Genomic DNA, 13,051 nt, shown 5'->3' with positions numbered 1-13,051 from the left:
TTCAATTCTTGTATAACTTTTCCCAATTTGGATGCCATCCAATTTCAGGAATGTTTGATAGCTTTAAAAAACCACCATTCTTGATGTATATATTATTTATATTGAAAGAATGGTCTGTTTGAAAGTTCATTTCAAGCTTTTGCATTACATAATTATATATGTCAATTGCTTTTGAATTCATTTCTTCATCTGAATAATCATCTAATTCCTTTGTAATAAATGTATCAAAAGTGTCTTGCCATTTTTCCTGACACTGGCCGATAAACTGGTCAAAATCTTTTTTTGTGAAGTCTCCAACCTGATTAATTATGTATGTGTGTTCGATTTCATATCTTATATAGTCTTCTATTGCCTTTTTAATTAACCTCCTTTTTACATCACCGTTATGATCTATATCTTGAAGCTGTTTTACGAAAAGTTCATTTTTTCGTTCTTCAATTTCCTCATTCCCAACTTCGATATCAGCTTTGTTTCTAAATATTGCCTTAATAATGGAGGGAGAGTTAATCAAGCTTTGATATTTTTGGTCTAAGTCTTCTTTCTTGACCACGGCTATGGTTCCATTTCTCCATTTATACAAACAAATTTCTTGAATCCAACCTAGTAATGCTTGATATACGTTATTCTTTTGCAACTCGCTTAAGCTATTTCCGCTCAGTAGAAGTTTATTGAGAATTCTTTCTTTTAGGTTAGGTTCATCTCTTAATTCTAGGTTACTATGTAAAGTCTCAAATAAACCCTTGCTATTAAGAACACGATTTATAATAGGGAGAATTTTATCTGCTGTTTTATAGCTTTCACCTTGTGAAGCATTAACCTGTTTTTTGTCGAGTAAGCTCTGCTTTTTCTCAGCGATTAATGACATTGCATCGTCAAGATTTGAGTTAACAATTCTTACTACCAAAGCCTCCTTTTGTATTGGTTTATTTGTCGCACAAATGAACTTAGTTTTTTCGTCGAAAATTCCTTGACTGATTTTATCTAACCAAATCTCTATAGTTCGCCAAAGACCATAACCATTGTCTGGGAAAGTGGAGCCATTTTGTGAAATACTATGCTTTGCCTGTAATGTAAACAATACAGTCCCGTCCTGATTGTGAGTTGCAACATCATCAACATTTTCGATCGATAGATAGCCTTTAGGGTCTTCTAATAATAGAAGTGAATAAAGTCCTTGCTCAAACTGATATAAATAACCTGCAAAGGAACCTGACGCATTATCGGTCAATATAGAAGTTTTATTCATTGCAAACTGCTTATTATCATCAAATTGCAGAAAAAAAATGATAAGGATTATTTATTTCGTTATTAGGTTTTTGGAAAAATGCAATATTTTATATTGACCTTCGGAAAAAAAATAAACATCTGCAAATCAGACATAAATATAATAAAGTGATAAACAAAATCCTTACAGTTTCTTACATTTAGGTGCAATTATTATAAGATTAAACTCTCCTGTCTTTAGTTCCTTTATCAAAAGCTACCAAGTTGAAGAGTTCCCGCATCCTTGAACGTACACGGGTACCATAGCGTTCCTCTAGTTCCTGAGCATTGAGGTTGGTGGTGGCATGGGTCTTACGTTTATCGTTGATAAAGAGTTCATGTCGGGAGAGGAGGATTTCACCCATGACATTGCAGTCTTGTCCAAAGTGTCGTCCTGTGGGTTCGACGCCGAGGTCGTCGAAACAAAAGAATTGGGAATTGCCATAGTCCTCAATGGTTTTAAAGCCGATGTGGTTAAAACCAAATACAATGTTCCGGCAGGGTATTACCTCATAGGGTCGTTGGTGGGGAACTATGTGTTTCAATAGTTTCATGAGGCTTGTCTTACCGCAGCCCACGGGTCCGGAGAGGAGGAGGCCCTTATTGGTGTCGATGCCCAACTGTGCGCAACGGGCATTGTCTTGGATAAAGTAGAGGCAAAGCTTGTAAAGGATTTCCCGGTCTTCCCTGTGGATCTTGAACTTTTTGCCGAACAGGAGCTTGCCTTTAGCGTCGAGGTAGATCAGGATTTTTTCAAAATCGTAATGGATTTCCCTACCCTTGAGGGTGCCCAATGGATACTGGATGGCTCCTTCGGTGATAATATGTGGAGCATTGTATTTCACAAGGGCTCGTTATAATTTTTATGTTTTTTGGTCTTTAAGTTGTCCTGAAATGGGACACTGGCCATCTGTTTGTCTTCGTTTTCCAAATCCTCAAAATCCAAATTTTTAAAATCGGCCTGTTTGTTATTGTTTTTTTGGTTTTCAATGGTTTGTATATGTTTGTTTATAGGTACCACTGCTTGTCCATTGCTTGTCTCGATATTGGTATGGCTTTGGTCCACCACTTGTCCAAGAGTTGTCCCAAAATCGAACATCTTGATACGGCTTCCCTTAAAAGGATTGTGAGATGGGGTATAGACGATATAGTTCCAATGATCCAGTTCTTTGATGCATCGATGGTAGGTGGATTTGGACCCAATCTTGGCATACTGCATAACTTCATCCCGATTGATAAAGAATTCCGGTTTAAAGTAATTGGTGTTCCAGAATTGGAACAAGGCCACATAAAGACTGATATGGGTGGGGTTTAACCGACTGTCCTTGGAGAATTGAGCAAAAACCCCATTGAGGTGTTTGATATAATTGACTTCTTCCAAACTTAGATGCGGTTATGGATCTTGTTATGTTCCAATACTTCCGTGATTTCATGGTACTCGTAATAGAGGACCCCGCCGACTTTGGTGTAGGGGAGGGTGCCATTGATGCGCAGGTTCTGCAAGGTGCCAGGCGAGATGCCCAACAATTCCCGGACCTCATTGGATTTGAGCCATTTTTTGTTCGATTGCTTGTTTTGGTTTTCCAATAAATCTTTGATGTCCTCCAGCAGTTCAACTTTGAACTCCATGAGGTCTTCGGTGGTAATGATGGTCGCTCCCATGTGTTTTGTTTTTTAAAGGAAGGGCCACTTCATGAATTTCATATCATTTGATGGCCCATCCATAGATTTGACTTTCATCACAAAACTGAAAAAGCATTTTGGAAAAACTTCCCAAGTTGGTACCAACTTGGGAACGATTTTTTTGTCATATAATTTGTATCGATTTACGCACAATTGAACTTTTCATTGGTGTCAAAAGGTCTGGAAATTGCAAAAATCTGGCCTCAAAACGGCTGAAAACCAAAATTCCCAAGTTGGTACCAACTTGGGAAAAATCTAGGCACTATTCTTCGAGGGATTCCATCCGCTGGTTCAGGAGCTCGATAAGCCGATCCAAGAACCGAGTCCGACTGCTCTTCCGCGAGCGGATATCAATAAAGGTGTGATAGTAATTGCCGAGGTCCACATTGTAAAAGTACTCGAAATGTGAGGCCAGTTCCTTGATATCAACGGTACCACCATTGATGCATTTACTGGTGTGCAGGGCATAAAGAAGCTCGATAAGCTCCGTCTTGCCGCCCGTCCAAAATAATTTTGAGGGTTTTTCCATAGGTGTGTTCTTAGTAGGTTCCATATTGTTGTTGAGATCGTCCACTTCCTTTCTCAGGTACACAATGAGCATGTCATAGGCCATGATGGTGGCCACGGTACCGTCCTGACAGGTGGAAAACTCATCATCGATCAAAAAGTGGAAGGATTCCAAGGGCATGCGCAGGTCACGGTTCCCCCGGACAAAATACTGTTCGTCCATGGACATGGCCCCGCGCCGGTAATAATTATAGAATTCCAGGTTATCGTTAAAGAAGGTCTGCAGCTTATCGATCTGTTGCTGGAGGTATTTGACCTGGGCCACATCCTTTCCACGGGGCCGTTTGCTCTCAATGCTGAAAAGCCTGATGTAATAAATGAGCTTGCTAAAGATCTGGGGCTTTACATGCTTGAAAAAATAGATCTCATCGGCCTGTGTTTCAAAGTCCTGGCCCACGATCTGCTTTTGCAGTTTACGGATACATTTCTCCACCAATGCAATGCCCTTCTCCGCTTTGAAAAGGATATCGCCGTCCCCACTTTCCATGGTTTCCAACTGGCCCTCAAATTCCGATAGCAACTTTTGGTATTTCATGACAACCGCCCCTTAATGTTGTCCTTCCATGACCCCGATCATTTCCAAGATGAAATTGTCATTGGTCTGGAGATAGGCATATTTCTCATGTACCGTGGCCCCAAGTTTCCGTTTCTCAAAGGAGGCGGTCATGCCGAAATTGATTTTGGGAATGTTGATTGCCAAGGCCCTTTCAATGGTTCGATATAACAATTGGCGATAGGTTGAATAGGTTTCCAAAAGGTCATAATCCATGCCCACAAAGGAAGGTACATAGACATCTCCCTGATTGGTATAACAGAACATCACCCCAAGGATGGTATTGGGTTTTCCCTTAGGGCTCAGTACGATAAATTCCCAAAGTTCATTTTTGTTCATCCGTTCGAACAGTTTGTCGGGAAATGAAAAGGTGTTCAGGCCAAGATTCCGTTTTTGCACCTCCCCAAAAAGCCGTTTGAATTCTCGTATTTGGATAGCATTGGCATTGGAGATGATTTCGAATTGTGTCGACTCAAAGAAGGGTTGGATATCTTTCCGAAAATGCCTTCGGTTCCGCGATGACAATTGTTCGATATAACTTTCAATGGAATCAATCCCTGCCAGTTCAACGCTGCAGGAGTTGGGCATCTGCACCCGCAAAAACCCATGGCCATAGAGCGTTTCATGCCAAGATGTGTTTGCCCCAAAGTCGCGTAATACGGTCATTTTTGCGCCTAACTGTTGTTCCGTTTTTTCAAGTAGTTCCAATAGGGCATATGTGGCTTCTTTACTGAATTGATGTGATTTATCCCAATAGCGATGGTTACCTTCGGTGAACAAGGAGCCCAAGGACAGGACCATGGATGAGAGATGATAAGGGTCTTCTATCCGCTCTTGTTCAATGGCAGCCGATATTTCAGCCTGGGCCAGCATATCATCCTTCCAAAGGGAAAAGGTCAGAAAGGTCATCAAGATGGGAACCCCTTTGGAATCCTTGATGATCACATATCGGAACGACCAGTTGTGTTCCTTTTGCGAGTTTCCTTTAAAAGCCCCTTCCAAAAAATGCAGGCCGTCCCAATCATAGACCCCTTGTCCACCCATAAAGCGGTTCCACTGTGTCTTATCGACCTGATGTATGGTATCCAAAATTTCAATAGTCAGTTCGGATGACTCTTGCGGTTTGCTTTGGGCCTTGTATTCCAATTTAAAGGCATGGAAGACCCGTTCGGCATTTGTTTGGGTATCTTCCAAGGCCAATGGAAAATGATGTTCCATGGCTTCTACCAACCCTTTGATTTCCTGTTTTTGGTTATGACTTGATATGGTAATGCGTACCCCGGTATTCTTTACCGGTACTGCTGGAAAGATGCCAAGGTTCACATAAAACCCCTCCTGCATCAATCGGTTCACAAAATTATACCCGGTCTTGGGCATTCCCGTACCAATGTAAAATACCGGTGACTCGTTTTGGTCTATCAGTGGTAGCTCGGTTGTGGACAGGCATGCGTTAAAATAATTGATACGTTCCCGCAGTTCTTGCTGTAGCTCATAGATCTCTGGGGAAAGGTGAATCTGGGCCGAGGCCATGGCCGCAGCCACAGAAGCGGGTTCCAATTGGGCAGAAAAGGTCAAGGGACCCCCAAAGGTCTTTATTTTATCGTATAGTTGTGGGTTGGAACAGGCCAATACAGCACCACTGGCTCCAAAGGTTTTGCTTAGTGTACCGAAGAGAAGCACATTTTCCGGTAATTCTCCTAATTGGTCCAGGACATACCCTGTCCCATTTTTACCGACCCAACTCATCCCATGGACATCATCGAAATAAAAGTGAAGTTGTAGGTATTTTTTGGAAAGCGCCATCAATTCCGTGACAGGAGCATAGTCTCCATACATGGAATAGATGCCATCGGCCATGTACCAGATATGTCTTTTGGAATGTTGGTACTTTTTGATTTTATCCTCCAGCATCTGCAGGTTATTGTGGCGTATCATTTCGATGGGTACGCTTCTAGTTTTGAGCATTTTTGCGGCATTCTGTACGCTCCAATGTACCTGATGGTCCAAAATAATCACATCATTATCATCCACGGCACTGGGAATAACACCCAAGTGTCCTAGGGTACTGTTCTTGGTAATGACAATGGGGTGGCCGTACATTTGTAGAATAGATTCCTCCAATTCCTTGTAAAGCGGATTGGAGATATAGGACTTTGAAAGGGGGAATTGGGTTCCGTATTTTTCTATGGCATTCATGGCGGCCTCCTTTAACCGAGAATCCTGTTCCAACCCTAAATAACCTGTGGTCCCAAAATGGTATAGTTCCCTACCGTTGACTTCTATCATCCTTCCTGAAAAGGACTTTCCCCCGGCATAAAGGTGCAATACCCCAGCTTGTTTTGCATCGGTGAATACTTCATGTACAGTGTTCAGAAAATTGTGGTGTTTGATTTTGGCCATTTTATTTGATTTAATTTGTGATAAAAAGAAACGGATTTTGTAAGTTGATAAAGCATACATATTCTGTTTAATCCTTTTCAGATAACAAATACTCCTTTTCGGATAACAGAAAGCCCTTTATTGCTGATAACGGCCCTCCTGTAAAAACTACAATTGCAGTAATTTTGTAAATTGATTTTGCTAACCAGTTTTCCAGAGATGAAAAAAACGCATGAAAACACCTTTGCTGTATATCTGTTGACCGATCATCTGTTACATATCATATATAAGAAAGTGCCTTGTATCAATGTTAAGGCAGCACAACTCATTGTCAAGGATCGTATGGAATTACAAGAAGGTAAAGTGATGCCTGTGCTCTGCGATATACGGGAGGTCCGGAATATCGATAAGGCCGCAAGGGACTATTTGGCGCTGGAAGGTTCCCTTTGGATTAAGAAACTGGCCTTTTTGATCGATCCACCGGTTACGGACATGATCAGCTCCATTTATCTGGACACCCATGCCCAGAAGGTGCCTACACAATCCTTTACCAAAAAAGCGGAGGCCTTGGCCTACTTGGGCATTAAGGAAACCGATGATAACTAATCTATAATATAAAACAGGATGCCGAACAGCGATGACTTTAGGGTAAAACGGATACAAAAGATGCTCTTGGAAATGGCCAAGGGCAATTTCTTCTATAGCATTGAACCCATGGACAAGAATGACAATATTGCTTCTTTGGTGGTCATGCTGAACATGGTCAATGAGGAAATAGGGGCGGCTTTTATCCATCAAGGTTTTGCAAACGCGCACAACACCCCACAATGTGTCATCCAACTATCCATGATCTTGGATGCGAATGGTCAAATTGAATTGTTGACCAACGGCACCTGCTCCCTATTGTCCTATCCCCCTAAGGATCTTTTTGGAAAACATATCACTGAATTCATGACTGAACGGTCCCGGGAAAGATGGGCCAAGAAGATGTCCAAACATTTTAAAAGGGAGCGGTCTGAAACAGTATTGTTCCTGGAATTCATTACGAACGATGGTCTTTTGCTGGCCAAGGATTGTCAAATATCGGTGTACCAGGCCTTGGATGGGAGCGGTCAAAAAACCCTGTTGAACTCCGTCTTCTTTTCCAAGGGGGAACCTTTTGAAACGGGACTGCCCAAAAATAAACTCAAAGTAACCAAGGGCATCAAGGAGCATAAAGTCACGTTGACGCCAGAGGACATCCAAATCATTAGGGACGTCCATGATATGATCATCAACAATCTGGACAAGGACCTTCCAACCTTGCAGGATCTTGCCCGTCAGAAGGGCACCAATGAGTACAAACTGAAGTATGGTTTCAAACAGATCTACGGTACGACCATTTTTAGATTTCTGATCAGGGAACGTCTTCGAATGGCAAGGACCCTGATCCAGCACAGCACCTTGACGATAAAGCAAATCATCCAAATGACCGGCTTTAAGAGCAAGACCCATTTTTCAAGGGCATTCAAGGACAAATATGGAATGTCCCCTACTGATTTAAGGTCATAAAAACCTTAAAATCATGCATTTACTCCGTTTCAGATAACAAATACTCCCTTAGAGATACATCAGACTCCCGAACTTTGTCATATCAAATCAAAGGATATGTCATACAAAGGAATCTACTCCAAGCTTGTTACCCTATTCAGTCTTTTGCTGACCATCCTTTTCGTGTACACCGCGGTAAGCAAACTGAACCATTTGGACACCTTCCATTTGCGATTGGAAAGGATGCCCTACATTTCGTCCTACGCCTCTCTGATTTCATTAGGTGTGCCCTTTCTGGAGTTGGTAATCGCTGGGCTATTGTGGTTTTCTAAATACCGAACCATAGCACTTTATGCCAGTTTTATTCTATTGGGGTTATTCACTACCTATATCATTATAGTTCTAAAGTACAGTGATTCCATCCCTTGTTCTTGTGGTGGGGTCATTTCCGCCTTGGGATGGAAGGACCACATACTATTGAATATCACCTTTATGGTCCTTGCCCTATTGGGAATTCTTTGGTCGAAGAAACAATACAAAATCCAAGCAACTCAAAAATCTGTACAGTAGGGGAAGCCGAAAACCTAGAAAAGAGTAGGCTAAACAATTAAAATATAATACGATGAAAAAACATCTTTTAAAAATCATTTTACCGGCATTCGCCATAGTAATGGCGGCTGGCCTAGCCTTTGCCACTGAGGAAAGTAATCTTCCATATGTGGGCTATATCGCAACTGAATCTGGATACGCTGAAATCCAGACAGATTGCCCTAATGTAGGTCAAAACCAATGCTATGAGGGGTTAGATCCGGTGTTCAATGACATTGGGCTGACGGACCCAAAGCTAAGGAATTAAATTCCATGATTCATTGATTAAGGTGAGGCTGCCCACTTCGGGCAGCCTCTTTTATTTGCAATAAGCCGGTTCATTTATTATCGCCTCTTTCGATGAATCAAGTTTAGATTGGGCACTGAATCCAAATCGGGCCTATTTTGAATGGGATATTATATTCTGGTTTCCCAAATTCTCCCCGATCCTATGAACTATATTTTTACTGGAACTGATTTGAGTATGATGGAATTTATTTATATGGTATCGAAGGAGAATCGGCTGCCATTCTACGGACTTGTCATAAAAGCTTGATTTGATATTTAAGGTCAATGATTTCCAAATCTTTTCATAAAGGAAGCCGCCTAGAAATTCCTTTCCAGACGGCTTCATGGCTAATTCAAAACAACGGTCCGTCTCGCATTTAAATCATATATAAGTCAGGTCCCAAATACCTTTTCCAACTTGGTCAGGCATAGGACCCATTGTCCCTTTTGCGCATGATCCGAATTATCTTGCTTTTCTTGAACTTTGTTCTTCAATTGTTTTTTTAACTCCATTAACTGTCCCATCATGATACCCTTGGTATAACCTGTATGTACAAACAATGTTAGATTCATAGTTATATCTTTGGGTTCCTTCTGGATAGCGGCTATCATCAAATCAATATATATTAACTGTAATCCTCGTTTTCTGGGGCTTACCAAAGCATTTTTTTGGTACAGCTCGTTAAAGAATCCGTTTTGCAGTTGCTCCAAATAGTTTTTCAATACCCCTTCGTATCCATTGATGGTCTCCATATACTGCAACCGTTTCATGAATTGTGGTTTCAACATCTCTTCTATCAATAAGTTTTGGTATGTAAAAACATCATCAGGGTGGGAACTAAACCGTGAATATGTCATGAATGCCGGATGTACCAACCACTCAGGAGGATCAAAAATCTGGCCCATCAAAAAATCCATGGCCTCCCTTTGAATCCCTAAAGGAATAGGGTCGTACATTTTACCGGGTTGTTCCATCGACTTATAGAAAACGTCATACCCTCCGACCAGTGAGAATACATGCCTCATGGTAAAATACCAAAGTTCGATTGCTTCCTTATAGATCCGATCCACACGTTCATTATCCTTTTGACCTTGATTCAGCTTAGGTAAAAGGGCAATGGCCCGCTCCAGATTTTTCAAGGCCAATTTGGACGCTTTGACCGGGTCGTTAGTCTCAACAACTTCATTGGTCGCAGTAGGACCGATGAAATCACCCAGCATATTGGTATAGCGATACCAGGAAACCGTATCTTGCATTCGGATGACATGTTCGGAACGAACGATCCGATCCTCAATTGAACTATCCTCTGAAAACTCCTGGTACCCCCATCTGATGTAGTATCCATCAGTCGGGCCCACCTTTTGTATCAGTAGGTTTGGAGATACACTGTCCTCGGGTTGGACGATGTTGTTATGACGGGCATAATTCATGATGCTTGGGGTATGCCCCATTGACCTTAACCACTGCCCATCCCTTATTTTTTCAAGGGGATACTTATACTCCCCATAGTTATTATCCTTGATACCCAGGGTATGGCCGATCTCGTGGGCCGTTAAAGATTGGATCAGTTCCCCCAAAAGGTCATCTGGGAAGGGATAGGTTTGGGCACGTTTGTCAAGGGCAGCGCATCGGATAAAATATTCATCCATAAGATTTTCATATGAAGAGCCCAAAAGCACATCGGATTTAATGATCTCCCCAGACCGCTGGTCTATTACAGAATTTACAGTTGATCCACTGGCCTTTTCACCAAAGTGCCTAATGTTTTTGTTCCTTAACCAGCGAATCACAGAATATCCAAGACTATAGCGCGACCAATTATCCAAGGTATCCGCTTCTTTTACGACTATGGCATCCTTAAAACCTGCCGATTCAAATGCCGGGAGCCATTCCTGGATTCCCGCCTTGACATAGGGCCTCCATTTCTTGGGGATATCGGGAGACAGGGTAAAAATGATTGGACTGATCGGCTCACTGATTTCCCTATCCTTATTTTTTTTCTCCAATCGCCAACGGGTAATACTTCCTATATAATTTTGGGTCCTATTGTGACCAACAGTTCTACTTTCGTTCCAATACCCCATTCGATAATCAAACCTTCTGGGTTCCATAGGCACAGGTAATTTCATAAAACTATAGTGCACGGGCTGAACAATTTTTGCCCTTCCCTGTTGATGGCCTAATTGTAGCTTGACCATCAGCTCGTTCTTGAGCCATTTTGTATCGATTACCTTGTTCAAATATGGGACCATGGGCTCCTTGGATATCACTTCCCAACCCAAAGATCGATCGAACAACATATCAGTGATATCGAAACGATACCCCGACCCACTTTTCTCCAATATGGGAAAAACACCCAAGATATTCTTTTCCAGATTGGGATCATTTTGGATGGCAATCCATATCCCTGTTTCCGACCATATCCTGTGTTCCTCCAATACAATCTGGTCCCCAGACTTTTTAAAGAGCACCTGTTTGGTTTCGTTGGTATGTAAACGTCCGATTCGTGTCAATAGCAAGGGCTCCTCCAATGCGGTTTCGGGCAAATCGATATAGAGTCGCCCTTCCTCTAGGGAGGCGTTCAAAAATGGGGCATTGGTCGTTCTCTCTTCTTTAGTGGTCCTTGGATGATCTAGGAATTGTGTCCATCCTAGGATGGGTATCCAATAAAAGACCCATATCAATAATAAGTTTTTCATTGTTCCTTTGTTTAAAGGACAACCCTCCGCCACAACTGCCCCCATTCCAAGGCAATTGATAGGAGGGGCAAGTCCTTCCATTTAATATCCTTGATTTTGTGGTAAGAGGTTGGGGTTGGCCTCCAACTCCATCTCCGGTATTGGCAACAGGGTATCAGAATCCTCCCAGTAAGGCTTTAGCATTCCAAGTACTAATGTTGCCCGATCGGTTCGTTTGAGATCGAACCAACGGTGTCCTTGTTCGGTGAACAGTTCAACCCTTCTTTCAGTAAGAATGGCCTCCAAAAGCCCACTTTCCGAATCAGCCATGATATCTTGAAGTCCCGCCCTATTTCGAATCACATTTAGGTCCTTACGTGCTCCAACCAAATCGCCTAAATGAGTCCGGGATTCTGATCGGATCAAGTATTGTTCCGCCAAACGAAATTGGATGGAATGTTCAAGGGACTCGGTAACATCGAATTGGGCCTTGTACTTGTGGGGAAAATAAAGTGTAATTGTTTCCTCGGCATTCATTATACTATCGACCCATTCCGACCTTCGCCCATCGCCATCCTCAAAAGCGGACATAAGTCCATTGGTCAAGGCGAAAGACTGCCCTGGAATGGAAGGAATGATCAATTGACTGGCCTCCTGGGTATTTCCGGGGAATTCCCCATGGTGCAACTGCCAAATCGTTTCCGGTGACCCTTTTAGAAAAACCATCCCAAGTTCATCTTCCAAACTAAAGGCCTCTATGAGCTCGGTCGCCTCGGTCGATGCCAATTCCCATTGTTCCGTATAAAGGTATAATCGGGCCAATAGGGCCTTGGCTGCAAAAGAGTCTGGTACTGTTCGCTCTTCATTTTCGATAGTACTCATACCCATGAGCTCCTCGGCCCGCTCGAGATCCGAAATTATCCTATCATAAACCAATACCTCCGGCATTCTTGAAACTTGGTTGTTAGGGGCATAATCTGTACTGGTAATATAAGGTACATCACCAAAAACGGAAACCAAAAGACTATGGATAAAGCCTCGGACAAAAAGCGCCTGTCCCAAAAACCTGTTTCGCTCATCCTCCTCCAAATCAGTTGATTCTTCAAGTCCTTCGACTATGGCGTTGGCACTGTACACAACCGCATATGCTTCACTCCACCATGATAAAACCTCGGCATTGGGTGACAACACCTGGTTTTGATAGAATTCCAACAATCGGGTATTGAAACCATAGTAATCTAGTTCGTCGCTGTAGATGGCCAATCTAGTGGTAAACCCATAATTACCTGAGATCATTCCATTTTCCCGCATGGAAACATACATGTCGGCCATTGCGGACTCCACGGTCGATGCATCTTCGAACACGGTTTCAGAAATCATAATGTTCTGTGGAGGGTCAGCTTCCACAAAGTCCGTACAGCCCACAAACCCAATTAGTGCCCATATCGCAACGATTGTTTTTCGAAAGGACGATGTCCATTTCATTTTCATATACTTCAAAATTATTTTCATGATACTTGT

General features: G+C 42.3%; 12 protein-coding genes. 4 read left to right on the top strand and 8 right to left on the bottom strand.

Annotated features, from left to right (window positions below; translation table 11 throughout):
• Position 1: 1 nt before the first annotated feature.
• From PY091_RS10555 to PY091_RS10530, 6 genes are all read right to left on the bottom strand, one after another.
• Positions 2-1,246, bottom strand: coding sequence for an ABC-three component system protein (locus tag PY091_RS10555; protein WP_275649632.1), 1,245 nt, complete (start codon positions 1,244-1,246; stop codon positions 2-4).
• 199 nt (positions 1,247-1,445) lie between these two features.
• Positions 1,446-2,108: a P-loop NTPase family protein gene (locus tag PY091_RS10550; RefSeq protein ID WP_275649631.1), complete on the bottom strand. Its 663-nt coding sequence runs from the start codon at positions 2,106-2,108 to the stop codon at positions 1,446-1,448.
• Positions 2,105-2,644, bottom strand: a complete 540-nt coding sequence (locus PY091_RS10545) for a hypothetical protein (protein ID WP_275649630.1) — start codon at positions 2,642-2,644, stop codon at positions 2,105-2,107. The genes PY091_RS10550 and PY091_RS10545 overlap by 4 nt, the downstream gene beginning before the upstream one ends.
• A 2-nt stretch (positions 2,645-2,646) precedes the next feature.
• Entirely contained in the window at positions 2,647-2,925 is a 279-nt protein-coding gene (locus tag PY091_RS10540; protein WP_275649629.1) for a helix-turn-helix domain-containing protein, read from the bottom strand.
• A 283-nt stretch (positions 2,926-3,208) separates the two neighbouring features.
• Positions 3,209-4,048, bottom strand: coding sequence for an RteC domain-containing protein (locus PY091_RS10535; protein ID WP_275649628.1), 840 nt, complete (start codon positions 4,046-4,048; stop codon positions 3,209-3,211).
• Between the two features lie 12 nt (positions 4,049-4,060).
• Complete coding sequence (locus PY091_RS10530) at positions 4,061-6,466, bottom strand: aminotransferase class I/II-fold pyridoxal phosphate-dependent enzyme (RefSeq protein WP_275649627.1); 2,406 nt, start codon at positions 6,464-6,466, stop codon at positions 4,061-4,063.
• 198 nt (positions 6,467-6,664) lie between these two features.
• Here PY091_RS10530 and PY091_RS10525 point away from each other — a divergent pair, with 198 nt between their 5' ends.
• The 4 genes from PY091_RS10525 (at position 6,665) to PY091_RS10510 (ending at position 8,831) form a co-directional block, all read left to right on the top strand.
• Positions 6,665-7,051 carry a DUF7793 family protein gene (locus PY091_RS10525; RefSeq protein WP_275649626.1) on the top strand — a complete coding sequence of 129 codons (387 nt, stop codon included), beginning with the start codon at positions 6,665-6,667 and terminating at the stop codon, positions 7,049-7,051.
• Between the two features lie 18 nt (positions 7,052-7,069).
• The gene (locus PY091_RS10520) at positions 7,070-7,996 is read left to right on the top strand and encodes a helix-turn-helix domain-containing protein (RefSeq protein ID WP_275649625.1); all 927 of its coding nucleotides are present in this window, start codon (positions 7,070-7,072) and stop codon (positions 7,994-7,996) included.
• 96 nt (positions 7,997-8,092) lie between these two features.
• Entirely contained in the window at positions 8,093-8,545 is a 453-nt protein-coding gene (locus PY091_RS10515; protein ID WP_275649624.1) for a MauE/DoxX family redox-associated membrane protein, read from the top strand.
• A 52-nt stretch (positions 8,546-8,597) separates the two neighbouring features.
• Positions 8,598-8,831 carry a DUF6520 family protein gene (locus PY091_RS10510; protein WP_275649623.1) on the top strand — a complete coding sequence of 78 codons (234 nt, stop codon included), beginning with the start codon at positions 8,598-8,600 and terminating at the stop codon, positions 8,829-8,831.
• Positions 8,832-9,244: 413 nt separating this feature from the next.
• On the opposite strand, the gene PY091_RS10505 is transcribed toward PY091_RS10510, so the two are convergent.
• Together PY091_RS10505 and PY091_RS10500 are read right to left on the bottom strand one after the other, a co-directional pair.
• Positions 9,245-11,551: a zinc-dependent metalloprotease gene (locus PY091_RS10505; protein WP_275649622.1), complete on the bottom strand. Its 2,307-nt coding sequence runs from the start codon at positions 11,549-11,551 to the stop codon at positions 9,245-9,247.
• Positions 11,552-11,632: 81 nt separating this feature from the next.
• A complete protein-coding gene (locus PY091_RS10500) occupies positions 11,633-13,042 on the bottom strand; it encodes a RagB/SusD family nutrient uptake outer membrane protein (protein WP_275649621.1) in 1,410 nt (469 codons plus the stop codon).
• Positions 13,043-13,051: the final 9 nt, after the last annotated feature.

The organism is Flagellimonas okinawensis, assembly GCF_029194005.1.
GTDB lineage: Bacteria > Bacteroidota > Bacteroidia > Flavobacteriales > Flavobacteriaceae > Flagellimonas > Flagellimonas okinawensis.
The sequence above is the reverse complement of the archived record's forward strand: the minus strand, read 5'-3'. Positions and strand labels throughout refer to the sequence as shown.

What these genes read in the sequence shown, in the direction of transcription:
- PY091_RS10510 (WP_275649623.1), top strand. Translation starts at nt 8,598, where the DNA reads ATGAAAAAACATCTTTTAAAAATCATTTTACCGGCATTCGCCATAGTA.
- PY091_RS10500 (WP_275649621.1), bottom strand. Translation starts at nt 13,042, where the DNA reads ATGAAAATAATTTTGAAGTATATGAAAATGAAATGGACATCGTCCTTT.
- PY091_RS10535 (WP_275649628.1), bottom strand. Translation starts at nt 4,048, where the DNA reads ATGAAATACCAAAAGTTGCTATCGGAATTTGAGGGCCAGTTGGAAACC.
- PY091_RS10540 (WP_275649629.1), bottom strand. Translation starts at nt 2,925, where the DNA reads ATGGGAGCGACCATCATTACCACCGAAGACCTCATGGAGTTCAAAGTT.
- PY091_RS10520 (WP_275649625.1), top strand. Translation starts at nt 7,070, where the DNA reads ATGCCGAACAGCGATGACTTTAGGGTAAAACGGATACAAAAGATGCTC.
- PY091_RS10525 (WP_275649626.1), top strand. Translation starts at nt 6,665, where the DNA reads ATGAAAAAAACGCATGAAAACACCTTTGCTGTATATCTGTTGACCGAT.
- PY091_RS10555 (WP_275649632.1), bottom strand. Translation starts at nt 1,246, where the DNA reads ATGAATAAAACTTCTATATTGACCGATAATGCGTCAGGTTCCTTTGCA.
- PY091_RS10505 (WP_275649622.1), bottom strand. Translation starts at nt 11,551, where the DNA reads ATGAAAAACTTATTATTGATATGGGTCTTTTATTGGATACCCATCCTA.
- PY091_RS10530 (WP_275649627.1), bottom strand. Translation starts at nt 6,466, where the DNA reads ATGGCCAAAATCAAACACCACAATTTTCTGAACACTGTACATGAAGTA.
- PY091_RS10515 (WP_275649624.1), top strand. Translation starts at nt 8,093, where the DNA reads ATGTCATACAAAGGAATCTACTCCAAGCTTGTTACCCTATTCAGTCTT.